This window comes from Agrobacterium sp. NPDC089420 (assembly GCF_044900305.1).
Taxonomy (GTDB): Bacteria; Pseudomonadota; Alphaproteobacteria; order Rhizobiales; family Rhizobiaceae; genus Agrobacterium.
The window spans coordinates 122,488-147,688 of record NZ_JBJDMY010000004.1; the positions used below are offsets into that span (position 1 = coordinate 122,488).

Annotated in this window: 21 protein-coding genes; 13 read left to right on the forward strand and 8 right to left on the reverse strand. The window is 62.7% G+C overall.

Translation table 11 applies throughout. The features are described 5' to 3' along the window. The first annotated feature begins 59 nt into the window (after nucleotides 1–59). Together ileS and ACI2KA_RS07345 are read left to right on the forward strand one after the other, a co-directional pair. Entirely contained in the window at nucleotides 60–2,963 is a 2,904-nt protein-coding gene (gene ileS, locus ACI2KA_RS07340) for an isoleucine--tRNA ligase (RefSeq protein WP_404500641.1), read from the forward strand. 197 nt (nucleotides 2,964–3,160) lie between these two features. Beyond that, on the forward strand, nucleotides 3,161–3,805 hold the full coding sequence (locus ACI2KA_RS07345; protein ID WP_404500643.1) for a hypothetical protein: 645 nt from the start codon (nucleotides 3,161–3,163) through the stop codon (nucleotides 3,803–3,805). 47 nt (nucleotides 3,806–3,852) lie between these two features. On the opposite strand, the gene ACI2KA_RS07350 is transcribed toward ACI2KA_RS07345, so the two are convergent. Next, nucleotides 3,853–4,311 carry a nucleoside deaminase gene (locus tag ACI2KA_RS07350; protein ID WP_404500645.1) on the reverse strand — a complete coding sequence of 153 codons (459 nt, stop codon included), beginning with the start codon at nucleotides 4,309–4,311 and terminating at the stop codon, nucleotides 3,853–3,855. A 71-nt stretch (nucleotides 4,312–4,382) separates the two neighbouring features. Here ACI2KA_RS07350 and ACI2KA_RS07355 point away from each other — a divergent pair, with 71 nt between their 5' ends. From ACI2KA_RS07355 to ACI2KA_RS07365, 3 genes are all read left to right on the forward strand, one after another. Continuing rightward, nucleotides 4,383–6,287: a pseudouridine synthase gene (locus tag ACI2KA_RS07355; RefSeq protein WP_404500647.1), complete on the forward strand. Its 1,905-nt coding sequence runs from the start codon at nucleotides 4,383–4,385 to the stop codon at nucleotides 6,285–6,287. Further along, nucleotides 6,268–6,825 carry a 16S rRNA (guanine(966)-N(2))-methyltransferase RsmD gene (gene rsmD, locus ACI2KA_RS07360; RefSeq protein WP_404500649.1) on the forward strand — a complete coding sequence of 186 codons (558 nt, stop codon included), beginning with the start codon at nucleotides 6,268–6,270 and terminating at the stop codon, nucleotides 6,823–6,825. Before ACI2KA_RS07355 ends, rsmD begins: the two co-directional genes overlap by 20 nt. 186 nt (nucleotides 6,826–7,011) lie before the next feature. Further along, complete coding sequence (locus tag ACI2KA_RS07365) at nucleotides 7,012–7,938, forward strand: patatin-like phospholipase family protein (RefSeq protein WP_404500651.1); 927 nt, start codon at nucleotides 7,012–7,014, stop codon at nucleotides 7,936–7,938. 117 nt (nucleotides 7,939–8,055) lie between these two features. On the opposite strand, the gene ACI2KA_RS07370 is transcribed toward ACI2KA_RS07365, so the two are convergent. Further along, complete coding sequence (locus ACI2KA_RS07370) at nucleotides 8,056–9,888, reverse strand: monovalent cation:proton antiporter-2 (CPA2) family protein (protein ID WP_404500652.1); 1,833 nt, start codon at nucleotides 9,886–9,888, stop codon at nucleotides 8,056–8,058. Between the two features lie 115 nt (nucleotides 9,889–10,003). Between ACI2KA_RS07370 and ACI2KA_RS07375 the strand changes: the two genes are divergently transcribed. The 6 genes from ACI2KA_RS07375 (at nucleotide 10,004) to lpxK (ending at nucleotide 16,012) form a co-directional block, all read left to right on the forward strand. After that, entirely contained in the window at nucleotides 10,004–11,350 is a 1,347-nt protein-coding gene (locus tag ACI2KA_RS07375; RefSeq protein ID WP_404500654.1) for a TldD/PmbA family protein, read from the forward strand. Nucleotides 11,351–11,443: 93 nt separating this feature from the next. Then, nucleotides 11,444–12,250 carry a 3'(2'),5'-bisphosphate nucleotidase CysQ gene (locus ACI2KA_RS07380; protein WP_404500656.1) on the forward strand — a complete coding sequence of 269 codons (807 nt, stop codon included), beginning with the start codon at nucleotides 11,444–11,446 and terminating at the stop codon, nucleotides 12,248–12,250. Nucleotides 12,251–12,311: 61 nt separating this feature from the next. Beyond that, the gene (locus ACI2KA_RS07385; RefSeq protein ID WP_046800695.1) at nucleotides 12,312–12,551 is read left to right on the forward strand and encodes a DUF4170 domain-containing protein; all 240 of its coding nucleotides are present in this window, start codon (nucleotides 12,312–12,314) and stop codon (nucleotides 12,549–12,551) included. Nucleotides 12,552–12,767: 216 nt separating this feature from the next. After that, entirely contained in the window at nucleotides 12,768–14,090 is a 1,323-nt protein-coding gene (waaA, locus tag ACI2KA_RS07390; protein ID WP_404500658.1) for a lipid IV(A) 3-deoxy-D-manno-octulosonic acid transferase, read from the forward strand. After that, nucleotides 14,084–14,821, forward strand: a complete 738-nt coding sequence (locus tag ACI2KA_RS07395; RefSeq protein WP_404500660.1) for an HAD family hydrolase — start codon at nucleotides 14,084–14,086, stop codon at nucleotides 14,819–14,821. Before waaA ends, ACI2KA_RS07395 begins: the two co-directional genes overlap by 7 nt. Nucleotides 14,822–14,965: 144 nt before the next feature. Continuing rightward, on the forward strand, nucleotides 14,966–16,012 hold the full coding sequence (gene lpxK / locus ACI2KA_RS07400) for a tetraacyldisaccharide 4'-kinase (protein WP_404500662.1): 1,047 nt from the start codon (nucleotides 14,966–14,968) through the stop codon (nucleotides 16,010–16,012). A 150-nt stretch (nucleotides 16,013–16,162) separates the two neighbouring features. Here the strand turns inward: lpxK and ACI2KA_RS07405 are convergent, their stop codons facing one another. Next, nucleotides 16,163–16,384, reverse strand: a complete 222-nt coding sequence (locus ACI2KA_RS07405) for a DUF2093 domain-containing protein (protein ID WP_404500664.1) — start codon at nucleotides 16,382–16,384, stop codon at nucleotides 16,163–16,165. 151 nt (nucleotides 16,385–16,535) lie between these two features. Beyond that, nucleotides 16,536–18,365, reverse strand: a complete 1,830-nt coding sequence (gene mutL / locus ACI2KA_RS07410) for a DNA mismatch repair endonuclease MutL (RefSeq protein WP_404501188.1) — start codon at nucleotides 18,363–18,365, stop codon at nucleotides 16,536–16,538. A gap of 409 nt (nucleotides 18,366–18,774) precedes the next feature. On the opposite strand from mutL, the gene ACI2KA_RS07415 reads away from it, so the two are divergent. Both ACI2KA_RS07415 and ACI2KA_RS07420 read left to right on the forward strand, forming a co-directional pair. After that, nucleotides 18,775–20,394, forward strand: a complete 1,620-nt coding sequence (locus ACI2KA_RS07415; protein WP_404501190.1) for a response regulator — start codon at nucleotides 18,775–18,777, stop codon at nucleotides 20,392–20,394. A gap of 86 nt (nucleotides 20,395–20,480) precedes the next feature. Further along, the gene (locus ACI2KA_RS07420; RefSeq protein WP_404500665.1) at nucleotides 20,481–21,833 is read left to right on the forward strand and encodes a putative bifunctional diguanylate cyclase/phosphodiesterase; all 1,353 of its coding nucleotides are present in this window, start codon (nucleotides 20,481–20,483) and stop codon (nucleotides 21,831–21,833) included. A gap of 97 nt (nucleotides 21,834–21,930) precedes the next feature. On the opposite strand, the gene ACI2KA_RS07425 is transcribed toward ACI2KA_RS07420, so the two are convergent. From ACI2KA_RS07425 to ACI2KA_RS07440, 4 genes are read right to left on the reverse strand one after another with little or no spacing between them, the layout of a single operon-like run. Beyond that, nucleotides 21,931–22,818: an SMP-30/gluconolactonase/LRE family protein gene (locus ACI2KA_RS07425; RefSeq protein WP_404500667.1), complete on the reverse strand. Its 888-nt coding sequence runs from the start codon at nucleotides 22,816–22,818 to the stop codon at nucleotides 21,931–21,933. Between the two features lie 4 nt (nucleotides 22,819–22,822). Next, nucleotides 22,823–23,452: a 2-dehydro-3-deoxy-6-phosphogalactonate aldolase gene (locus ACI2KA_RS07430; RefSeq protein ID WP_404500669.1), complete on the reverse strand. Its 630-nt coding sequence runs from the start codon at nucleotides 23,450–23,452 to the stop codon at nucleotides 22,823–22,825. A gap of 14 nt (nucleotides 23,453–23,466) precedes the next feature. Then, complete coding sequence (locus tag ACI2KA_RS07435; protein WP_404500671.1) at nucleotides 23,467–24,381, reverse strand: 2-dehydro-3-deoxygalactonokinase; 915 nt, start codon at nucleotides 24,379–24,381, stop codon at nucleotides 23,467–23,469. Then, nucleotides 24,381–25,154 carry an SDR family NAD(P)-dependent oxidoreductase gene (locus ACI2KA_RS07440; RefSeq protein ID WP_404500673.1) on the reverse strand — a complete coding sequence of 258 codons (774 nt, stop codon included), beginning with the start codon at nucleotides 25,152–25,154 and terminating at the stop codon, nucleotides 24,381–24,383. The genes ACI2KA_RS07435 and ACI2KA_RS07440 overlap by 1 nt, the downstream gene beginning before the upstream one ends. Nucleotides 25,155–25,201 lie beyond the last annotated feature (47 nt).

Genomic DNA, 25,201 nt, shown 5'->3' on the forward strand with positions numbered 1-25,201 from the left:
TTTGCCCTCTTTGAAATTGAGACGGCGCGACCGACACGGCGCGCAACAACGGTACGATTATGAGCGACACCGCAGAAAAACTCGACTATTCCGCCACCCTCTATTTGCCGCAGACGGATTTTCCGATGCGCGCCGGCCTGCCGCAGAAAGAACCGGAAACGGTGAAGCGCTGGCAGGAGATGGGCCTCTACAAGCGCCTGCGCGCCTCCGCCGCCGGCCGCGAGAAATTCGTGCTGCATGACGGCCCGCCCTATGCCAACGGCAACATCCACATCGGTCATGCGCTGAACAAGATCCTCAAGGACGTCATCACCCGCTCGTTCCAGATGCGCGGCTACGACGCCAATTACGTGCCGGGCTGGGATTGCCACGGCCTGCCGATCGAATGGAAGATCGAGGAAAAATATCGCCAGAAGGGGATGAACAAGGACGACATCCCGGTCAACGAATTCCGCAAGGAATGCCGTGAATTCGCGAGCGGCTGGATCGCCATCCAGTCGGAAGAGTTCAAGCGCCTCGGCATCGAGGGCGACTTTGAAAACCCCTATACGACGATGAACTTCCATGCCGAAGCCCGCATCGCCGGCGAACTTTTGAAGATCGCCAAGAGCGGCCAGCTCTATCGCGGCTCGAAGCCGATCATGTGGTCGGTCGTGGAACGCACGGCGCTGGCGGAAGCCGAAGTCGAATATGCCGATGTCGAGAGCGACATGATCTGGGTGAAATTCCCGGTCGTGGATGCGGCCGCCGCTCTTTCCGGCGCCGCCGTCGTCATCTGGACGACCACGCCGTGGACCATCCCCGGCAACCGCGCCATCGCGTTTTCGTCGCGGGTCGAGTATGGCCTCTACGAAGTGGAAAGCGCTGAGAACGATTTCGGCCCGCAGCCGGGTGAAAAGCTGATCTTCGCCAAGAAGCTTGCCGATGAGGCAGCGGCCAAGGCGAAGCTGACCTTCAAGCTCGTTCGCGATGTCAAAACCGAAGAACTGGCCGCCATCACCTGCGCCCATCCTCTGGCATCGCTCGGCTACGACTTCCCGGTTCCGCTTCTCGATGGCGATCACGTCACCGACGATGCCGGTACGGGTTTCGTGCACACCGCGCCGAGCCATGGCCGCGAGGACTTTGACGTCTGGATCGCGCATCAGCGTGAGCTGGAAGCCCGCGGCGTTTCGTCGGCCATCCCGTTCCCGGTCGGCGACGACGGTTTCTACACCGAGGACGCCCCCGGTTTCGGCCCGTCCGCCGAAGGCGGCGCGGCCCGCGTCATGGACGATAACGGCAAGAAGGGCGATGCCAACGACCGCGTCATCAAGGCGCTGATCGCCGAAAACAACCTCTTTGCCCGCGGCCGCCTGAAGCACAGCTATCCGCACAGCTGGCGCTCCAAGAAGCCCGTCATCTTCCGCAACACGCCGCAATGGTTCGTTTATATGGACAAGGAACTGGGTGACGGCACCACGCTGCGCTCGCGTTCGCTTTCCGCCATCGACCAGACGCGTTTCGTGCCGGCCTCCGGCCAGAACCGCCTGCGCGCCATGATCGAAGGTCGTCCCGACTGGGTTCTGTCGCGCCAGCGCAGCTGGGGCGTGCCGATCGCCGTCTTCGCCGACGAGAAGGGCGAGGTTCTGGTGGACGAGGCCGTCAACGCCCGCATCCTCGAGGCCTTCGAGGCCGAAGGTGCGGATGCCTGGTTCGCCGAAGGCGCCAAGGAACGCTTTCTCGGCAACGACCACGACCACGCCCGTTGGCAGCAGGTCATGGATATCCTCGACGTCTGGTTCGACAGCGGCTGCACCCATACCTTCACGCTGGAAGACCGCCCGGACATGAAATGGCCGGCGGATGTCTATCTCGAAGGCTCCGACCAGCATCGCGGCTGGTTCCACTCGTCGCTGCTCGAAAGCTGCGCGACGCGTGGGCGTGCGCCCTATAACGCCGTTGTCACCCATGGTTTCACCATGGATGAGAAGGGCGAGAAGATGTCCAAGTCCAAGGGCAACGTGGTTTCCCCGCAGGAAGTCATGAAGGACGCCGGTGCGGATATCCTGCGCCTGTGGGTCATGACGACGGATTACTGGGATGACCAGCGCCTCGGCAAGGCCATCATTCAGACCAATGTCGATGCCTATCGCAAGCTACGCAACACCATCCGCTGGATGCTCGGCACCCTTGCCCATTACAAGGGCGAGGAGATCGCCTATGACGATCTGCCGGAGCTGGAAAAGCTGGTGCTGCACCGCCTGTCCGATCTGGATAAGGTCGTGCGCGAAGGTTATGACGGTTTCGAGTTCAAGAAGATCGCCCGCGCGCTGGTGGATTTCGCCAATGTCGAGCTTTCGGCCTTTTATTTCGATATCCGCAAGGACACGCTTTATTGCGACGCGCCGTCGTCGCTGAAGCGCCGGGCGGCGTTGTCCGTCATCGCCAAACTGTTCGATTGCCTCGTCTCGTGGCTGGCGCCGATGCTGCCCTTCACGACGGAAGAGGCGTGGCTGTCGCGGTATCCGGATGCGGAATCGGTGCATCTCGTCCAGTTCCCGGAAATCCCGGCGGAATGGAAAAACGACGCGCTGGAAGCGAAGTGGGAAAAAATCCGCAAGGTCCGCACCGTCGTCACCGGCGCGCTGGAAGTCGAGCGCCGTGAAAAGCGCATCGGCTCCTCGCTGGAGGCCGCGCCGGTCGTCCACATCGCCGATGCCGATCTTCTGGCGGCGCTGAAGGGGCAGGATTTCGCCGAAATCTGCATCACCTCGGCCATCTCGGTGGTGGGCGATGAAGGCCCCGCCGATGGCTTCCGCCTGCCGGAAGTCGCGAAGGTCGTGGTCGAGCAGAAGCTGGCGGAAGGCGCAAAATGTGCCCGTTCCTGGCGTATCACCACCGATGTCGGTTCCGATCCGCAATATCCCGACGTATCGGCGCGCGATGCGGCGGCGCTGCGGGAGCTTGCCGCACTCGGATGATTTGAAGCTGCGCATCGGCCTGAAACTCGATTCCGCGTTTCTGGCCGATGTGCGATGAAAATGGCCGGACGAATTGCGCTTTGCCTCTTCATCCGGTACACCTGCCTGAAAATGGCCGGATTTACACGGCAATGCGGGCTGCCGCCTGCCGAAAGACGATGTCTGGCGAAGTGGGACGGACGGCTGGAAGGGTTTCAATGAAGATGATGCAGGGTAATGCGCAGAGTTTGGGCATGTTTCGCACGGTTGTCGGCGTCACGGCGATAGGCGTGTTGCTCGGTGCATGCACCAGCCCGACCTATGGGACGGGCAAGACGGCGGCGGAACAGCTGGTCGACGATCTCGGCAGCGCGACCTCGATCACCGGCAACGACCAGGACAAGCGCAACCTGAAATACGGCCCGCGCCCCGGTCTCGTCGTTCCCGCCCAAGCCCGCGCCGAACAGCTGGCCGCGCCGCAGCAGAACATGGCCAGCCGCGAAAACAACCCGCAATGGGTCGAATCGCCGGAGGAAACCCGCGAACGCCTGCGCGAAGAGGCGGACGCCAACAAGAACAACCCGCATTACCGCTCGCCGCTGCTTGCCGGCAACGGCACGGCCGGTCAGATGACCGAAAGCCAGAAATGGGAAGCCTTCCGCAAGGCCAAGGCCGACGCCCAGGGCGGTTCCGTGGTCAATGCCCAGCGCCGATTCCTGACCGATCCGCCGGCTGAATATCGCAGCGTCCCGCAGGACCAGCTGACCGATCTCGGCGAGCCGGAGCAGAAGAAGGAAAAGCGCCGCAAGAAAGAAGCGGCCGTGGCAAACACCGGCAAGAGCTGGTGGAACCCCTTCCAGTAACAAAGGGCTGATGGCCTGCGGGAAAGACTGAGCCTCCCGCCGGCCGCTCAATCGTCGAGACGTTTCTCGCGGAAAAATTGCCGCAGGATTTCAGCACTTTCGCTTTCCGCCAGCCCGGAATAGACGTCCGGCGCATGGTGGCAGGTCGGCTGGCTGAAAAAGCGCACGCCATTATGCACCGCGCCACCCTTCGGGTCTTCCGCGCCATAATAGAGCCGGCGGATACGGGCGAATGAAATCGCCGCCGCGCACATGGTGCAGGGTTCCAGTGTCACGTAGAGATCGGCGCCGGGCAGGCGTTCCTGCTCCAGCGCTTCGCAGGCCATGCGGATCACGGCGATTTCGGCATGCGCCGTCACATCGTTCAATTCACGGGTGCGGTTGCCGGAACGGGCAACGACGCGGCCGTCCAGAACCAGTACCGCGCCGATTGGAACCTCCTGCCGCTCGCCGGCGGCACGGGCTTCCGCAAGCGCCAGTTCCATGAAATGCGTCCTTTCGGCCATTGCGTTTCAATTTCCTCTTAACCCTTGTGCTTGGACCTGATAGGACAGCCCAAACAACAGGCAAACAGCAAATGACTTTTAAAGACAAGCCGAAGCGTGACGGCGGCAAGACATTTAGCCGCGACAAGAAGCCGAAAGGCCCCGGCAAACCCGCCGCAGAGCGCGACAAGAAGCCGGCCGAGGCAAAGGCCGCCCCGGCGCCCGAAACCGTTGGCGGCGGCAAGCCCGAGCGGATTTCCAAGATCATGGCGCGCGCCGGTGTCGCTTCGCGCCGCGATGTCGAACGCATGATCATGGAAGGCCGCGTGTCGCTGAACGGCGTCAAGCTTGATACGCCGGTGGTCAACGCGACGCTCGCGGACAAGATCGAAGTCGACGGCATGCCGATTCGCGGCGCCGAGCGCACGCGACTGTGGCTCTACCACAAGCCTGCCGGCCTGGTGACGACCAATTCCGACCCGGAAGGCCGCCCGACCGTTTTCGACAATCTGCCGGGCGAGTTGCCCCGCGTGCTCTCCATCGGCCGCCTCGATATCAACACCGAAGGCCTGCTGCTTTTGACCAATGACGGCGGCCTTTCCCGCGTGCTGGAACTGCCGACCACCGGCTGGCTGCGCCGTTACCGCGTGCGCGCCCATGGCGAGGTCGATCAGGCCGCGCTCGACAAGCTGAAGGACGGCATCGCTGTCGACGGCGTGCTTTATGGCGCGATCGACGCCACGCTCGACCGCACCCAGGGCCACAATGTCTGGATCAGCATGGGCCTGCGTGAAGGCAAGAACCGCGAGATCAAGAACGTGCTCGGCGCGCTTGGCCTTGAGGTCAACCGCCTGATCCGCGTTTCCTACGGCCCGTTCCAGCTTGGCGATCTGGCCGAGGGCAAGGTCTTGGAAGTGCGCGGCCGCATGCTGCGCGACCAGCTTGGCCCGCGTCTGATCGAAGAGGCCGGCGCCAATTTCGATGCGCCGATTTATAATGCTCCCGTTGAGGATGAGGAAGACAACGCGCCGAAGCGGCCCGTGAAATCCGAATGGGCAAAGAGCGATGCGCCGGAAGGCAAGCCGCGCTTCGAAAAGGGCGGCAAGTCCGAGGATCGTCGTGAAAAGGCGCTCGGCCGTCTCGACACCAAGCGTGGCGACAAGCCTGCCGGCAAGTTCGGCTCCAAGCCCGCCGGCAAATTTGGCGCCAAGGGCCGCAGCGAGGATGATGGCGACGACCGCCGCCCACGCCCGCCCGCCGGCACCAGCCGCACCGCCAATGTCTGGATGGCGCCCGGTGCAAAGCCCACCCGCGACGGCAAGGAACGCAAGTCGTCTGCCCGCGCTGAAGCCGAAAGCCTGTTCAAGAAGCCGTCCGCCCAGGATGAAGCCCGCCGTAACGTCGTGCGGCATGCTGACGCCGAAGGCGAGTGGATTCGTTCGGACTCCCCCCGTGAAGAAGAAGGTGGCCGCGGACGCGGTGACCGTCCTGGCCGCGGCGGCAAATCCTTTGGCGACCGCGGCGGACGCGGCGGCAAATCCTTTGGCGACAGACCCTCCGGCGACCGGCCTTTCCGAGATCGCCCGCGTGAAGAGGGCGACCGCCCCCGTGGCGAGCGTCCTGCGCGCGGCGCAAGGAGCTTCGGTGACCGCCCCGCACGCGCTGAAAAGCCTTTCGGCGACCGGCCCTTCCAGGAGCGGTCTCGCGAAGACGGCGATCGCCCGCGCAGCGACCGTCCGCGCGAGGAGGGAGACCGTCCGCGCGGCGACCGGCCTTTCGGGGACAAGCCCAGAGGCGCAAAACCGGGTGGTAAACCCGGCTTCGGCAAGCCGTCCTTCGGCAAATCGGGGGAGCGTGGCGAACGTTCGGGTTTTTCGGGCAAGGGTAAAGGCCCCGGCGGCAAAGGTCCCGGCGGAAACAAGCCGGGCGGCAAAGGCCCGGGTGGCAAACCTTCTGGAGGCAGGGGAATGACACGTAATGCGGATCGTAGGCGGTGAGTTCCGCGGCCGGACCTTGGCCGCGCCGAAATCGAATTCCATTCGTCCGACCATCGACAGGACGCGGGAAAGCCTCTTCAACATTCTGAGCCACGCCTATCCGGAAAGTCTGGATGGCACGCGGGTCCTGGACGTTTTCGCCGGAACCGGCGCGGTTGGGCTGGAAGCCCTGTCGCGCGGGTGTCGCGTGGCGCTTTTCGTCGAAAACGGCGTCGAGGGCAGGGGGCTGTTGTGGGAAAATATTGATGCTCTGGGTCTGCATGGCCGCGCCCGCATTCTGCGGCGTGATGCCACCAAGCTTGGCGGCGTCAACAATATCGAGCCCTTCGATCTTCTTTTTGCCGATCCGCCCTATGGTTATGGCCATGGCGAAAAGGCGTTTGCGGCAGCGCATGGCGGCGGCTGGCTGACACCCGGCGCGCTCGCCATTCTGGAAGAGCGCGGCGACGTGACGGTGAACGTCGATGCAATGTTCAAACCGCTCGAAAGCCGCATCTTCGGCGATACGAAAATGCATTTCTACCGTTACGAACCCTAGAGCATTTCCAGGAAACCCGGAGCTCGGTTTCCGTCCGGAAATGCGACAGAACAAGAAGTTAGAGTGTTTTCGTGGTTCGAGGAAAAGCGAAAACGCCCTGATAGGAACAGCGTCCCGTCAGGCCACGCTCCCGTCTTGTTTGCCGAATAGGCAAGTCTTTTCCGCGGAGAGAATTCGGGTATTCGCATGGAGCAGGGTATAAACGACAGCGTCACCATCGTCCGCGCCGGGGAGGAGGTCCTCAGGCGCGATGGCGCGGGCAGCCATGAGCCGACATTCGGACTGGCGCTCGGCGGTGGCGGCGCACGCGGCATCTGCCACATCAACGTCATCGAGGCGCTGGACGAACTCGGCATCCGGCCGGTGGCGATTTCCGGCTCCTCCATCGGCTCGATCATCGGCGCGGGCATGGCGGCAGGCATGTCGGGACGGGAAATCCGCGACTACACGCTCGAACTCATGGGGCGCAAGGGCTCGGTCGCCAACCGGCTCTGGAGCCTCGGGCCTGCATCGATGCGCCACGCGGTCGATGGTTTCCGCCTCGGGCAGTTCAATCTCGAGCTCATCCTCCATGCCCTGATGCCGCAGGCTTTGCCGAAGGAGTTTTCGGAGCTTGCCATTCCGCTGAAGGTGATAACCACCGATTATTACGCCCAGACCGAAGTGGTGGTGGAAAGCGGCGAGATCATCCAGGCGCTGGCGGCGTCCGCCGCCATCCCGGCACTGTTCATGCCGGTGCGCATCGATGGCCGTATCATGATCGATGGCGGTATCTTCAATCCGGTTCCCTATGAGCATCTGCTCGATCATGCCGATATCGTCATTGGCATCGATGTGGTCGGCGGGCCGGAAGGCGACGGCACCACCATGCCGAACCGGCTGGACAGCCTGTTCGGCGCCAGCCAGCTGATGATGCAGGCGGCGATTGCCCTGAAACTCAGATTACGCCCGCCGCATATCTTCCTGCGCCCACCGGTGCACCGTTTCGGCGTGCTGGACTTTCTGAAGTCCGAAGAGGTGCTGAACGCTTCTGCCGGCATCAAGGACGATCTGAAACGGCAGATCGACATGCAGGTGGAGCTGTTTCACCGCGGGCAGGGCGTGGAAGCCTGACTGGCGCAACCGGTCCCTATGGCCTCAGGGCAATCGGGTACGAGAAAGCGTTGCCACCTGTTTCCTCTCCCCGTCGGGGGGGGGACAGGTCGCCTGATCCCAACCATTTCTTTGAAATCACAGCGACACCTCCGTCTCGCTGTCCTCCATATCCTCTTCTTCCTCCTCGCGCTTTTCCGCCTTGTTCTTCGGCTTCATCAGCGGCTCCGGCTTCACCTCGCGCACCGGCTTGTTGTGCAGCATCTGCCGGCCGGCGGCGAGGCCTTCCACGGCCTGCAGCTGCAGGCGCTCCTCGTCGCGTTCGCGAATATCGTCGGATATCGCCAGCGCCCGCTCGCCATCCATGTCCAGCCCTTCCAGGATTCGTCTGCCGAACAGCAGGCCGGATTCCAGCGTTTCGCGGACTTCATATTCCACGCCTTTTTTCCGGAGCGACAGGGAATGCACGCGGTCATAGGAGCGGGCATAGATGCGCACACTGGGAAATTCCGACTGGATCATGTCGATGATGCGGTCGGTGATCTCCTTCTTGTGGGTGCAGACGGCCACGAGATCGGCCCGCTCTATTCCGGCGGCGATCAGCACATCCTTGCGGGTGCCGTCTCCGAAAAAGATGCGGAAGCCGAAACGGGCGGCCTGACGCACGCGGTCGGCGGAACTGTCGATCACCGTGACGTCGCGCCCGCCGGCCAGAAGAATCTGCGAGGCGATCTGGCCGAAGCGGGAAAAGCCGATCATCAGCACATCCGCACCCGCGCCGTCGAAATCCTCTTCCAGCTTGTCTTCCTCCGCATCCTCCGCCGTCAGCCGGCGGGAAACCACCGCCAGAAGCGGCGTCAGCGCCATGGAAAGCGTGACAATGGCGACAAGGATCGACGCGGTCGCCTGCGGAAACAGTCCGGAGGCCGCGGCCGTGGTGAAAAGCACGAAACCGAATTCTCCGCCCTGGGCCAGAAGCAGTGCGATGCGGCTCGATGCATAACGCGACGAACCGGCAACGCGGCACAGAACATAGATCAGCGCCGCCTTCACCGCCATCATCGCCGGCACGGCGATCAGGATGAGGAGAATGTGCTCGTAGACGATGTTTACATGCAGCGACATGCCGACGGCCATGAAGAACAGCGCCAGAAACAGTCCGCGAAACGGCTCGATATCGGCTTCCAGCTCATGCCGGTAGGAGGATTCCGACAACATCAACCCGGCCAGCAGCGCGCCCATGCCCATGGAAAGCCCGACGGCCTCCATGATGGCGGCCGCGCCGATGACAACGAAGAGCGCCGCCGCGATCATCACCTCGCGCGCACCCGTGCGGGCAATGATCTGGAACATCGGCGTCAGCAGGTAACGCCCGGCCAGCACCATGCCCGCCACTGCGAGGATCGACGCGACGAGATCGTAGGACATCGAATCCGTCGGCACATCCGGCCGGTTGGATAAAATGGTGACGAGGGCGAGAAGCGGCACGATGGCGAGATCCTGAAACAGCAGGATCGAAAAGGAGCGATTGCCGTGCCGGGTGTTCATGTCGCCGTCATCTTCAAGGATTTGCAGCGCGAAGGCGGTGGAGGAAAGCGCCAGCCCGAAGCCCGCGACAACGCTGCCGCGTGCATCGATCAGCCCCGCCCACCAGGCAATGGCCGCCAGCCCGCTGCCCGTCACCAGCACCTGCGCCAGACCGAGGCCTAAAATATCGCGCCGCATCTGCCATATGCGCGAGGGCTTCAGTTCGAGGCCGATGATGAAGAGCAGGAAAACCACGCCCAGTTCCGAGACGTTGAAGATGTCCTTGGCATCCGTGACCAGATGCAGAAACGGCCCGATGATGATGCCCGCCACCAGATAACCGAGCACGGTGCCAAGCCCGAGCTTGCGGAAAACCGAGGCCGCGATGACCGCGCCGGCCAGAAGCAGCAAGGGTTCTGAAAAGAGAGCGTCGTGCTCGGTCATGCGGGCGGACTTTCAAATAGGGTGGCGATGGAGCCGTCTGATGGAGAAAGCGGCGTTTCGCCCTTGATGCGGGGTTGCTGGCACAATAAATGGAACAGGAATGAAAGGCCAACTCATGTCCTCAGAAATAGATTCTTCCAAACTTCTCGATCGCGCCAGCGAACTTGTCGATCTTGCCCGCGCCGCCGGCGCGGATGAGGCGGATGCCGTTGTCGTCCGCTCCCGCTCGCAATCGGTCGGCGTTCGGCTCGGCAAGGTGGAAAGCACCGAATCCTCCGAAAGCGACGATTTTTCCCTGCGCGTCTTCGTTGGCCGCCGGGTGGCGAGCGTTTCGGCCAATCCCGGCTTTGATCTGAAGACCTTGGCCGAACGGGCGGTGGCCATGGCGAAAGTCTCGCCGGAAGATCCGTTTGCCTGCCTTGCCGACAGGGAAAGGCTGGCGACCTCCTACGACGATCTTGAGCTTTTTGACGCGACCGAGGTTTCGGCGGATCAGCTGCGCGAGGCCGCGCTTGCTTCCGAAGAGGCGGCGCTGGCGGTCAAGGGCGTCAGCAACTCCTCAGGTGCGGGCGCATCGAGCGGCATGGGCGGCCTCGTGCTTGCCACATCCCACGGTTTTTCCGGCAGCTATATGGGCAGCCGCTTCAGCCGCTCCGTCAGCGTCATCGCCGGCGAAGGCACGAAGATGGAGCGCGACTACGATTTCGACAGCCGGCTTTATTACGCTGACCTGGACGCGGCCGAGGAGATTGGTCGCCGCGCCGGTGAAAAAGTGGTACGGCGCGTCGGCCCGCGTCAGGTCGATACCGGCAGCAACATCACGGTGGTTTTTGATCCGCGCATCGCCCGCGGTTTCGTCGGTGCCATTGCCGGCGCCATCAACGGCGCTTCGGTCGCCCGCAAGACCAGCTTCCTGCGCGACAAAATGGGCCAGCAGGTTCTGAAAAAGGGCCTTTACCTTACCGATGATCCGCAGATCGTGCGCGGCCCGTCCTCGCGTCCCTTCGATGGCGAAGGGGTAAGGGGCGAGAAGATGACGATGATCGAGGACGGCGTTCTCAAGCACTGGTTTCTGTCCACCTCGGCGGCGCGGGAACTCGGCCTTGAAACCAATGGTCGCGGCGTGCGCGGCGGCACCGCGGTTTCGCCGGCCTCCACCAATCTGGCGCTGGAGCCGGGCGATCTCTCGCCGGAGGACTTGCTGCGACAGGTCGGAACCGGCTTTTACGTCACCGAACTGATCGGCCACGGCGCCAACATGATCACGGGTGAATATAGCTGCGGCGCCAGCGGTTTCTGGATCGAGAACGGCGAAAAGACCTTCGCGGTTTCCGAGGTCACCATCGCCTCGAACCTGAAAGACATGTTCATGCGGGTGACGCCGGCCAGTGATATCGACCGCAAATACGGTATTGCCGCCCCGACGCTCGCCATCGAAGGCATGACGATCGCCGGCAAGTGATGCGGCCTGCGGGTTGTTTTCGCCGGTGCTTTATGTGCAAGTGCGAAGAGAAAAACGGGCGCGCCGGTCGAGGCGCGCGGAAAAGACGGCAAAATGAACGATATGGCTGAGGCCCGCTGGGCCTCCGATTTGAGGCTGGTCCTTAAAGCCGCGCGCAAGGCCGGCGAGACGGCCCTCGGTTTCTTCCGCAAGGACCCCGAGGTCTGGTGGAAGAATGGCGGTCTTTCGCCGGTGAGCGCGGCTGACTATGCCGCCAATGAAATTCTCGAAACTATTCTCCGCTCCGCCCGGCCGGACTACGGCTGGCTTTCCGAAGAGACCGATGACGATACGGACAGGCTTTCCCGCTCTACCGTCTTCGTCGTCGATCCCATTGACGGCACCCGCGCCTTCATCGGCGGGCGGGATACCTGGTGCGTCAGCGTCGCGGTGGTGCATGAGGGGCGGCCGGTGGTGGGCGTTCTCGTTGCACCGGCGCTTGCCGAGGAGTTTACCGCGCTTGAAGGTGGTGAAGCCCTGAAGAACGGAGAGCCCATTTTCGCCGTGCGCGAAAATGCCGGCATCTTCCATCTGGCGGCGCCCGAAGACGTGGTCTCGCATCTGCCGCAGGAGGTGCGGAGCGGCGTAAAGCGCATTCCGCATGTGCCCTCGCTCGCCTACCGGCTGGCCATGGTGGCGGATGGCCGCATCGACGGAACGCTGGTCAAGGCCAATTCGCACGAGTGGGATCTGGCCGCTGCCGACCTCATTCTGGAAAGAGCCGGCGGGCAGTTGGTCGGGCTTGATGGAAAACCTCTGATGTATAATCGCCGCCAGGTGAACCACCCCGCATTGTGCGCCGCAGCAGATTATGCGCTGCCCGCACTTTTGAAAGCGTTTTCACACCTTTCCGACAGTTGACGTTTGCCGGGAAATCCCGCAGATGAAGGCCTCTCTCAGCGTTTAAGAAAGAGATAAAGACATGACGGAATCCGGCAAACCGAAACAGCTGCTGCACCTCGTCTTCGGCGGCGAACTGGAAAACCTTCAGGATGTCCAGTTCCGGGATTTGAATGCGCTCGATATCGTCGGCATCTATCCGGACTATGCTTCCGCGCTCACGGCATGGAAGTCCAAGGCGCAGATGACGGTCGACAACGCCCATATGCGTTATTTTATCGTGCATATGCACCGTCTTCTCAATCCTGACGACAAAAATTGAGTCCTTTTGCCCTTGCGTTGTAATACTATCGGGTGAAGGCCAGTTTTCCCGTGATTCCTGCCGATAATGCGCAGGCTGGCAGTTCCGGCACGGGAAAATGTGATCGCGCTTTCGTTTCCGATGACAAAAAATGACGCAATTTGAGAAGAAGTAGGCGGCGATAACAATCAAGAACAGGGGAAGGGCATTGCGCGGAATGATCAGGGGCAGAATGTCATGAGCAGCCGTATCGCACGTTTCGCTCTTTCCGGTTACCGGATCGCCGGTATTGCCGCCTATCCCTTTGCCCGGCCCTATCTGTCCTATCGGGCGGCGAAGGGCAAGGAAGACAAGCGCCGCAGGCTGGAGCGGTTCGGTTATGCCAGCGCCGAGCGCCCGCGCGGGCCGCTCGTCTGGTTCCATGCCGCAAGCGTGGGCGAAACGCTTGCCCTCATCCCGCTGATCCGCGAAATCCGCAAACGCGACATTTTCGTGCTGCTGACCACCGGCACCGTCACGTCAGCCGAACTGACCCGCACGCGGCTGGGCGATGATGTGATCCATCAATATGTGCCGCTCGACATCAAGATCGCGGTCAACCGCTTTCTCGCCTACTGGGCGCCGGATGCCGCCATTACCGCTGAATCGGAAATATGGCCGGTGACGATGATGGAGCTGGAGCGCCGGCACATCCCGCAGATCCGGGTCAATGCCCGGCTGTCCGACCGGTCCTTCGACCGCTGGAAAAACCGGCACGACATTGCGGAATCGCTGTTTTCCAAGCTGGCGCTGGTGGTGGCGCAATCCGATCTCGATGCCGAGCGCTTCCGCGATCTCGGCTCGTGGCCGGTGGTGATATCGGGTAATCTCAAGGGCGATACCGACCCGCCGCCCTGTGACGAGGCGCTTCTGGAGACCTATCGCAAGCAGATCGGCAATCGCAAGACCTGGGCGGCGATCTCCACCTTCGACGGTGAAGAAAAGGCCGCAGCCACCGTGCATGCCGCGATCAAGTCGCGCAACGGTCAGCTGACCATCATCGTGCCGCGCCATCCCGAGCGCGGCGACGACGTGGAAGCCATGCTGAAGGGCATGGGGCTCACCGTGGCGCGCCGCAGCAGAAATGACGTGATCACGCCGGAAACCGATATTTTCCTTGGCGATTCCATCGGCGAAATGGGGCTTTACCTGCGCCTGACCGAGCTTGCCTTTGTCGGCCGGTCGCTGACGGCGGAAGGTGGGCAGAACCCGCTGGAGCCGGCCATGCTCGGCTGCGCCGTATTGTCGGGCGCGCATGTGCAGAATTTCCGCGAGGCCTATCAGAAGCTGATCCGCGCCGGCGGCGGCCGCATCATCCGCGATATCGAGATGCTGGCCAAGGCGGTGCATTATCTGCTGGTCAACGACAATGAGCGTTACAAGATGATCGATGCGGGCAATCGCGTCATTCAGGACATGCGGGGCGCGCTGTCGTCCACGGTCAAGGCGCTCGAACCCTACATCAACCCGCTGACCGTTTCGGCCAAGCTGCAACCGCGGAGCGCCATCGGTTCATGGTAGCGAATATCGAACTCGAGGCGGCGCAGTCGATCGCCGCTGTCCTTTTCGACAAGGATGGAACGCTTCTGGGCTATGACGCCAGCTGGGGGCCGGTGAACCGCGAACTTGCGGCAATCGCCGCCAAAGGCGACGCGGCCCTTGCCGACCGGCTTCTCATCGCCTGCGGCATGGACCCTGTCACCGGCCATGTGGTGCCGGACAGCCTGCTGGCCGCCGGCAACACGGCGGAAATCGCCGCCGGTCTGGTCGCCGCCGGCTCGCCCTGCGATGTCGGCGAATTGACGCAGCGCCTCGACCGGCTCTTCACCGAGGCCGCGGATAAATCCGTGCCCGTCACCGATCTCAAGGCGTTTTTTGCACGGCTGAAGGCGCGTGGTTACAAGCTCGGTATTGCTTCCAGCGACAATGAAAATTCCATTCGCCAGACAGCCATCCGCTTCGGTTTCGAGAGCGATGTCGATTTCGTCGCGGGTTATGACAGCGGTTACGGCACCAAGCCGCAGCCCGGCATGGTCCTCGGTTTCTGCCGGGCGATCGGTTTTCCGCCGGAACGAGTGGCGGTGGTCGGCGACAACAATCACGACCTGCACATGGCAAGGAACGCGGGTGCGGGGCTGCGCATCGCCGTTCTGACCGGAACCGGTTCCCGCGAGAGCCTCGGCGCGGATGCGGATTATTGTTTCGACGATATTACCGCGCTTGAAGCCCTGCTGCCGGAACGGGTAGCCTGACCGGGCTTCGCAGCACCGGTCCGGCAAGGATGTCCGATCCGTATATTGCATTTTTGCAATTTACGGTTTTTTCTGGCAAACAACTTCCCTGATATGAGATGTCCGAACGGAATGCCGTGGCGACGCGGCCGGGAGCGGAAATAGATGGTTTCTGAAGCGCCACCCTTCTGGTGGCAGAAAGCGGGCTGGCAGGCATGGCTCCTGTCGCCTTTCTCGCTTCTTTACGGCAAGGTCGCCGGACGGCGGATGCGGACGGCGAAACGGGCAAGCGTTGCCGCCCCCGTGATCTGCATCGGCAATTTCACCGTCGGTGGTGCGGGCAAGACACCGACAGCGATAGCAATCGCCCAGGCCGCCGTTGCCAGGGGAATGAAACCCGGCTTCCTCAGCCGCGGTTACGGTGGCACGCTGGATGTCACCACCCTTGTCGATCCGCAGCACCACCGCGCCGCCGATGTCGGCGACGAGCCGCTGCTTCTGGCGCGCGAGGCGGTGACGGTGATTTCGCGCCGGCGCGTGGAGGGCGCGCACCGGCTGGTGAAGGAGGGTGTCGATCTCATCATCATGGATGACGGTTTCCAGAGCGCCCGCCTGACACTGGATTATGCGCTGGTCGTCATCGATACGGTCCGCGGCATCGGCAACGGCCATCTCGTGCCCGGTGGTCCCGTCCGGGCGCCGCTGGCGGAACAGATGCGGCAGATGACCGGACTGCTGAAGGTCGGCAAAGGCCATGCGGCCGATCCGCTGGTAAGACAGGCGGCAAAGGCCGCCAAACCCGTCTTCGTGGCGGCGATCACGCCGCAGGAGCCGGAGGATTTCAGGGGAAAGCGTGTGCTGGCTTTCGCGGGTATCGCCGATCCCGCGAAATTCTATCGAACCGTCGAGGCGCTTGGCGGCGACATCGTGCTGCAGCGCTCCTTCCCCGATCACCACCATTTCAGCGACGATGAGATCGCCGATCTCCTCAATGATGCCGGCAGGCAGAACCTGCAGCTGGTGACGACGGCCAAGGACGCCGTGCGGCTCAACGGGCACCACGGCCGGGCGGAAGAACTGCTGTGGAACAGCCAGGTGATCGAAATCGACATGGTGTTCGACGACCCCAACGCGGCCGCGACGATCATCGAGACGGCGGTGGGGAACTGCCGGGCGCGTCTGCTGCGGGACAATGGGCGGTCGTTAATTTAGAGTGCCGAAGAAGGCAAACCGTCGAGCACTTCTTCCTCATTCCTGTGACAAGCACAGGGATGAGGGGTGTGAAAGGAACGCGCACTGTGAAAAAGTGGGGCGTAGCGGATGCTGCCTTTTGCTGACCTACCCAACGCGCCGCATCCCAACTTAAGCCGGCAAATCGCCAGCCTTCCGTTCCGCCTCCAGAGACGCCCCCGCGTCCACATAGGCCTCCTGCCGCGCCACGCTCCAGTAACGCAACTCATCGAGCGGAATGGCCTTGCCGGTGATGGCGCAGATGACGTGCGAGCCGGTCTGGACGATGCGGAAGTCACCGTCGAGATATTCGATGACGGCGAGGCGGTTGCCGCCTCCTTCAAATCTGTTCATCCGTTTTCGTCTCCTGCTCTGTCCTGTGAGCGCACCCAGTCCGAAACGGCGTAGCGTTTTCCTGAACAATCCGGATGCTCCAGTGTCCTGAATTTATATAGTCCGGCGCGGCACAAGGCCAGACCCACACCCTTGCGGGCGGATAAAGGCATCAGCTTCGGCCGAAGAGCCGTTCTATATCGGAAAGTTTCAGTTCGATATAGGTCGGCCGGCCGTGATTGCACTGTCCCGAGCCCGGCGTATTTTCCATCTGCCGCAGAAGCGCGTTCATCTCCTCCGGCCGCATGCGCCGGCCGGACCGCACGGAACCGTGGCAGGCCATGGTGGCGGCGACATATTCCAGCTTGTTGGCAAGCGTGGAGGCCGCGTCCCATTCGGCGATCTCGTCGGCAAGCTGGCGCACCAGCCCCTGCACATTGACCTCGCCCAGCATGGCGGGCGTTTCCCGCACGGCGACCGCGCCAGGACCGAAACGCTCGATGACGAGGCCCAGCGCATCGAACCCGGCCGCATGCTCCATCAACCGGTCACAATCCTCTTCCGGCAGGTCGATGATTTCGGGAATGAGCAGTACTTGCGACGGCGGACGCCGGGAATGCAGCGCATTGCGCATTTCCTCGAATACCAGCCGTTCATGCGCGGCATGCTGGTCGACGATGACGAGGCCGTTTTCCGTCTGCGCGATGATATAGTTCTCGTGCAGCTGCGCCCGTGCGGCTCCAAGCGGGTAGAGCACGGGTTCGGTCGTAGGGCTCGCGGCGGCTTCGTAAACCTCCCGCGGTTCGGCCCGCGCCGTCGGCATGGTGATGTCGGAAAAGCGCGATTGCACCGGTTCCGCAAACTGCGCCCCGCCCGAAACGGTAAGCGGCCGGGAAGGCGAGGTGGCGGCGGACCAGGGCGCTGCTGCCATCGAGGGCGAGGGCCTGAGGCCGGACGGGCTGTAGCCGGGGCGGAAGGCGTTCATCATCTGGCTGGCGCCGGTTGTCGCAGCCCTGTCGCCGTCGCGCGTCAGCGCCTGCCGGATCGCGCCGACGATCAGCCCGCGAATGAGGCCTGGATCGCGAAAACGCACGTCCGATTTCGCCGGATGCACGTTTACATCCACAAAGGCGGGATCGAGCGTGATGGACAGCACCGCGACCGGATATCGCCCATGCGGCACGGTTTCGGCATAGGCGCCGCGAATGGCGGATAAAAGCAGCTTGTCCTGCACCGGGCGGCCATTGACGAAGACATATTGATGCGCCGAGTTGCCGCGATTGAAGGTCGGCACGCCGGCAAAGCCGGTCAGCGTCACATCCTCGCGCCCGGCATCGATCTCGATGGCGTTGTCCTTGAACTCCGCGCCGAGGATTTGCGCCATGCGGGCAAGATGATCGTCGCCGGTCGAAGGGATTTCGAGCGTCGAACGGTCGGTGCCGGACAGCACGAAGCGGATATGCGGGAAGGCGATCGCCATGCGCTTGACGACCTGGGTGATCGCGGCCGCCTCGGCGCGTTCCGTCTTCAGGAACTTCAGCCGCGCCGGCGTGGCGAAGAACAGGTCGCGCACCTCGACGACGGTGCCGGCATTTGCGGCGGCGGGCCGCACATCCGAAACCTTGCCGCCGGTAACGGAAATCACCGACCCCTGTTCCGCGCCCTGTTGGCGGCTGGTAATCGTCAGCTTGGCGACCGAGCCGATGGAGGGCAGCGCCTCGCCGCGAAATCCGAGCGTGCGAATATCGTCCAGCGTATCGGAGATTTTCGAGGTGCAGTGACGCCTGACCGCAAGCTCCAGATCGCTGGGCGACATGCCGGAGCCGTTGTCGGTGATCCGCACCAGCCCCTTGCCGCCGCCCGCCGTGGCGATCTCGATCCGGGTCGCGCCCGCGTCGATGGCGTTTTCCACCAGTTCCTTGGTCGCGCTGGACGGTCTTTCGATGACCTCGCCGGCGGCGATCTGGTTGATGAGGGTTTCTGAAAGCTGCTTGATGGCCATGATCGTCATTTTCGCGGATTCGGCATGGCTTCGAAAGCAAAAAACTCGGGTCGCAAACATTTGCACATGTTTTACGGCCTGTCTGGCATTTGATCATTTTCGTCAACATCCGGATAAGCGTTAATCCGCCTTTAATCGGCCGTGACTATGGTGGGGCGGCTTGAAATGACCGCAGGAACGGGGCTGCCTTCGCCGGGTGGTGTGTGACGTCGACTTTGGGTGAGCGTCATCGACCCCTCAAGACTGCTTCAAGTGGCAAACCCTGATGTCTTTTTTCCGGAATTTTTCGTTTCATCCCGGCATCGGCCCCGGACGATTCCAATAGAAGCATAAGCCTGACCCCTGAAAAACAGGCGGGAGTTTGCAGTTGAGTGATTTGGCGTCCTCTGGCGCGGGCGTTCATACGGTGATGCTGGATGCCCTTTGCGACGCGCTTGGCGCGGCGATCGTCGTTTGCGACCGTAACGATCACATTATTTTCGCAAGCCGGAAACTCTTGAGCTTTTTTCCGCTGGAGGAGGCCGCGATCGGCCCGGGCGCGCGGCTGCGCGACTATCTGAGCGCGCTCTACGATTGTTACCTGGTCGAGACGGAAAACCTCGCCGCCAACGCCCGCCAGCTCGGGCGCGAAGAATGGATCGGCGAACGGCTGGCGCTGCACTGGAAGGAAAGATCGGAAAAGACCGAACGCCTGAAGGGCGAGCGTTTCCTGCGCTTCGTCATGAACCGCCTGCCTTCCGGCCTCGGCATCAGTGTCGTCGCCGATATTTCCGAACAGAAGAAGCGGGAGGAGCAGTGGCGCATCGATCTCGAGCGCGTACAGCTCATCGAGGATATTCTCGACAATCTGCCATTTCCCGTCTTCGTCAAGGACAGGAACATGGCCTATGCGGCCGTCAACAAATCCGCCTGCGCCCTGGTCGAGACCAGTCCCGAGATCATTCTCGGCAAGACGGTCTTCGACCTGCATTCGCGCAAGGTCGCCGCGCAGATCGATATCGCCGACCGCATGGTGATGGATAGCGGCACGCCGAGCGTCGTTCCCGAAAGGGTGAGACGCCTGAACGGCGAGGAAGTGCTGGCGATCACCCGCAAGCAGCGCGTGGGCCGGCCAGGCCGGCATTTCCTGGTCACGACCATGGAGGATGTCACGGCGCTCGCCACCGTCGATGCGGCCGGCAGGCCCGTCATTCCCTCGCTCGAACACGTCGCCTTCGTGGCCTCGACCTATGGCAAGGATGGGGACGACACCCCGGCCGGTGAGATGCTGAAAAGCAAGGCGGTGCTGGTCGTGTCCGAAAGCGGGCGTTTTGCCGAAGCCGCCGGCCGTCGTCTGGCCGCTGGCGGCATGGATCATGCGGCGGTGACGAGCGAGCAGGAACAGCAGGCATTCATCGATGTTGCCGCTTCCGCCGGCGTGTGCATCGATCTCGTGGTCGTCGACGCCCAGATGAGCGTGACATGTCTCGATATCGCCGCCGCGCATGAACTGCCCGTCGTCACCATAGAGGAAGAGGAGATCGAGGCATCGCTGCTGCATTATGTCGCCGTTGGCCTCAGATCGTCTCCGAACGAAAAATCACCGGAGGAAGACTGGGAGATCATGACGGACGACCTGCCGGAAATCCTCAGGACGGGCGGCGTCTGCGAGATACTTCTCGTTGAGGACAACCGGGTCAACCAGATCGTCTTTTCGCAGATACTCGAAGGGCTGGGGCTGTCGTGGCGGCTCGCCACCTCGGGTGAGGAAGCCCTGCGGCTCTTTGCCGAACAGCCGCCCTCCGCCGTCCTGCTCGACACGACGCTGGCCGATATAGACGGTTTCGAGGTGGCCCGCCGCATGCGCGGCCTGGAGGCTGACGTTCACATCCCCATCGTCGGCGTCATTACCCACGCATTCGAGGGCGATCTCGACAAATGTCTGGCGTCCGGCATGGACGACATGCTGCTGAAACCGGTGAGCCCGGATATGGTCGAGGCGGTTTTCCTGCGGCTTTTCGGCAAGGAAACCCTGCAGCTCCAGGCCTGAAATTGCCTTTGTCGGAAGGCTATGGCTTTTTTAATACTTGCCCTGCATTGTGAGCGCGGTCGACACAGGATTCACGAGATGCAGGAATGAAACGGGCAGAGCCGCAATCGTTGCAGGTCAGCCAGAACGAGCTGCAGGCGATGGCTTACAGCGACCCGCTGACGGGGCTCGGCAACCGCTACCGTCTGCGGGACAAGATTCGCATGCTGGCGAGCGAGCGCTCCAGCGATCCCGCCCCCTTCACGGTCGGCATTGCCAACATAGACGGCTTCAAACCCATCAACGATCTTTTCGGCGCGGAAGCAGGCGACGAAATCCTCTGTCAGGTGGCGCACCGGCTGAAGGCCTGCATTCCCGACGGCGCGGTGGTGACGCGCCATGACGGCGATGAATTCGCCTTCGTATTGCCGCTGGTGTTCGAGCGCACCGGCGCCGAACGCATCGGCAACATGATCAAGGACGTGCTTTCCGCCCCTTACGATCTCGGCGATCGCAACGTGCGGCTCTCCTCTTCCTTCGGCTTCGCCATCTATCCCTTCGCCGGCGATGAGTATGAGGACCTTCTGAAAAGCGCCGAGACGGCGCTCTACCGTTCCAAGCGGCGCGGACGTGGCCAGATAACGGTCTATTCGCGTGAGATCGCCCAGGAGATGAAACGTGCCACGCAGCTGGAACAGGCGCTGCGAAACGCCATCATCACCGATGCGATCGACGTGCACTTCCAGCCCATCGTCAGGCTGGAAGAGGCGAAGGTCATCGGTTTCGAGGCGCTGGCCCGCTGGAACGACCCCGATCTCGGTTTTGTATCGCCCGCCGTTTTCGTGCCGCTCGCCGAAGAAAGGGGTTTCATCGACGCCCTGTCGGAAGCCCTGCTCAGAAAGGCGGCGGAAGCGGCTCTTTTCTGGCCGCGGGAACTTTTCCTGTCCTTCAACCTGTCTTCCGCGCAGCTGATGGACCCCAGCACGGCGGACAATATTCTTTCCATCCTGTCGCGGGTCGGCCTCGATCCGCATCGGCTGGAGCTGGAGATCACCGAAACGGCGGTCATGACATCCGCCGATACCGCCCAGCGCATCATCAGCGAATTACAGAGCGCCGGTGTCCGCATTTCGCTGGATGATTTCGGCACCGGCCAGTCGAGCCTCGGGCGCCTGCGCGACTTCACCTTCGACAAGGTGAAGATCGATCGCGCCTTCGTCTCGCGTATCAGCAGCGACCGTCCCTCGGAACACATCATCAAGGCCATCGTCGCCATGTGCGAAGGGCTCGATCTCGAGGTGGTGGCCGAAGGGATCGAGGAGCGGGCGGAAGAGGAAAAGCTGCGCGCGCTCGGCTGCGCCATGGGGCAGGGCTATTTTTACGGTCGCCCCGCCGATGCCGCGGCGACACAGCGTTACCTGCACGAGAACTATCGCGAAATCCTGCCGGATATGTCCTGAAAACGGGTGATTGTGAATATAGCGCGGGAGCGGACTCCCGCAGCCCTCACTCCTGTCACGAGCACGGCAATGAGGAGCGGGCGGTCCGCGCCGCTCCTCACAACCGATAAAGCGGCTCGAACCGGCCCTTGACCTCGACCCCGAGTTCGAACGTCATGCCGTGCTGCGGATTGGCGGCGATGGCGTCCTCGTCGAGATTTTCCCGCGCCGAGGTCACGAGAAGGCGCGACGCATCGGCGCCGATGAAGGCCGGGCAGGTCGTCTGCCGGCCGGGCACCTCGTACCGGGCGATGTGATTGCCATTCGCATCGTAACGATCGACCGCACCCGCGCCCCAGCGCGCGTTCCAGATATGTCCTTCGGCATCGCAGACGGAACCGTCAACGCCGCCTTTGCCGTCGGTGGAATCGATAAACAGCTCCGCCTTGCCGGCTGGCAGGCCGGTCTGCGCATCGAGCGGCACCCGCATCAGCCTGTTCACCTTGGTATCGACATAATATCCGCTGGCGCCATCGGGAGAGAAGCAGATCGAATTCGGAATGCTGATATCGCCGATCAGCTTGGTCACAACCCCCTTCGCGACGTGATAGATGCTGCCCGCACCGATTTCCGCCTTGCGGCCCATGGTGCCGATCCAGAATGCGCCGGAGGGATGCATGCGCCCGTCATTGGAGCGGTTGCCGGGCAGGTCGTTTTCCAGCGCCGCATGCAGCGTCAGCCCACCGGTCGCCGTGTCGCGCAGGAAAAGGCCGTCGTCGGAGGCGATCAACTGCTTGCTGTCGCTGATCACGGCGAGCGCGCTGCCCATGAAGGGCAGGGCGTGTACGGCCTTGCGGCCGGAAGCGAGATGCAGCTCATGCAATTCGCGCCCGAGAATATTGAACCACCAGGCGGTGCCGGTTGAAGGATCGAAGGTCGGACCTTCGCCAAGCGTCATCGGCGTTTCGTCAAGGACACGTCCGGCAAAGGGAAAAACGGTCGCCATGCTCTTATCCTCCAATCGCTGCGTCATAGGCGGAAAGCGTGACGGCGGCGCGTTCGCGCACTGCCGCGGCCGTCATGCTGGGCTTGTAGAGGCTGGTTCCAAGCCCGAAAGCCACGATCCCGGCCGAGGTGTAATCGGCGAAATTCCTATCGGAGACGCCGCCGACGGCGGCAATGACGAGATCCTTCGGCAGGATCGTGCGGATCGCATTGATGCCGGAAGGGCCGATGATGCTAGCGGGAAAGAATTTAAGTCCCGTGGCCCCGGCCTTTGCGGCCACCAGCGCCTCGGTGGGGGTGAGAACGCCGGGCATCGTCACCATGCCCTTTTCGCGCGCGGCAATGATGACCTCGGCATCGGCATTGGGGCTGACCATCAGCTTGCCGCCGGCCGCATCCAGCGATGCCACGTCTTCCACGCTCAGCACGGTGCCGGCGCCGATCAGGCAATCGGCGGGGGCCATCTTCGCGGCGATCTCGATCGAGCGGAACGGATCGGGCGAGTTGAGCGGGATTTCGATGGCGCGGAAACCGGTTTCGATCAGCGCGCCGACCACACCCTCGGTTTCCTCGGGTTTCAGGCCACGCAGAATGGCGATCAGCGGATATTGGATGGCAGGAAAGGGAATACGCATGGTGGCTCTTTCGTTTATGGCCAGATGGCATTTGCAGCGGCCAGCAAGCCGCGCCGCACGGCGTCGTCTGCGTCAATGACCGTATAGTGGATATCAAGGGCGGTGAAGGCGCCTTCGTAAAGTGCGCCCAGCACGCCGGAGCCGATCAGCACGACAGGCGTGTCCCGCCGCGCATTGGAGTGCGCACCAGCGATTTCCAGCCCGATCATGGTGCCGGAAAGTCTGGCCTTCGCATCGGTTGCGCTCAGGCCGTGCAGCAATTGCCCGGACCGCAGGGTAAACAGGCGATTGGTGGCGAGTTGCGGATTGGCGTAGATATCGCGCACGGCCGCCCGGAAAGCCTCGTGTGCAGCGGTGAAGGCTGCGGCTTCGGCCACCGCATGGGACAGGATCGTCTGTTTCGAGATCACCTCGAACAGTTCGCCGGTCATGAAGGTGGCGAAGCCGGTCACGTCGTTGCCGCGCACGGTCACCCATTTGGAATGGGTGCCGGGCATGCAGACAAGCTTGTCGCCGCTGTCGGCGGCAGTGAGCGCGCCAAGCAATTGCGTTTCCTCGCCGCGCATCACGTCGGGCGCGTTTTTATCGCGCTGCGCCAGCCCCGGCAGAATGCGCACATCCCGCGCCTGGCCCGGCACGCGGACTGCGCCGTCCAGAACCGCCGAAAGCGATGCCGGTACGTCGATATACCCCGCTTCGACCCAGCCCTGCCGGGCGCCTGCCATGCCGCAGACGAGAACCGGCAGGTTTTCCGGGGCATCGATGGCGTCGAGATGCGATTGCAGCACCTCGGCAAAGCCGGTCCGCATGGCGGTGGTCATGCCTTCCGCGCTGCGCCGTTCGGCCAGCACCGCGCCCGACCGGCCCATGAGCCAGAGCCGGAAGCTGGTCGTACCCCAGTCGACGGCGATGAAAGCGGGTTCAGACATTACAAGAGGCCTCCGTCTACGATTATGGATTGCGCCGTGATGGCGCTCGATGCCGATGATGCGAGAAACAGGCACGGACCGGCCAGGTCGGCGGCGGCGAGCGTGCTTTTCAGGCACTGCCGCGCCGTGGTCGCGGCGATACCCTCATCCGTCAGCCACAATTGCTTCTGCCGCTCCGTCACGATCATGCCGGGCAGAAGCGCGTTGACACGGATATTCTCCGGCCCCAGCCGGCCGGCAAGGCTTTTCGTCAGGCCGATGATGCCGGCCTTGGCCGCGGCATAGGAAGGAAGGTCCCCCATATTCAGCAGAAAGGATATGGAGGAAAAATTGACGATCGATGCGCCCTTCGCCCGGCGCAGATGCGGCAGCGCGGCCTGAACCGTGAAGACGATCTGCTTCAGATTGATCGCCTGATTGGCGTCCCAATAGGCTTCCGTCACGGTGTCGATGTCGTGGCGGTCATCCCACGCGGCATTGTTGACAAGCACCTTGATGCCGCCGGTGGCGGAGGCCGCCACATCCACTGTGCGTGCGATCGCCGCAATGTCGCGCAGGTCGGCCTTGAAGAAATGAACCGGATGGGCCGCCGCGCCCGCAAGCCTCCGGACGAGAGCCGCGCTCGGCTCCTCGGCGATGTCGATGAAGGCAACCTTCGCCCCCTGCATCGCGAAGGCTTCCACCAGCGACGCGCCGATGCCGGAGCCGCCGCCGGTAATGAGCACGCCCGTATCCTGGAGATCGGGAAATTGGGCTTGCGTCATTGGCGTCATCTCATCCGGCAGGGGCTTGATTGTTCCATTATACGGAACTAGATTTT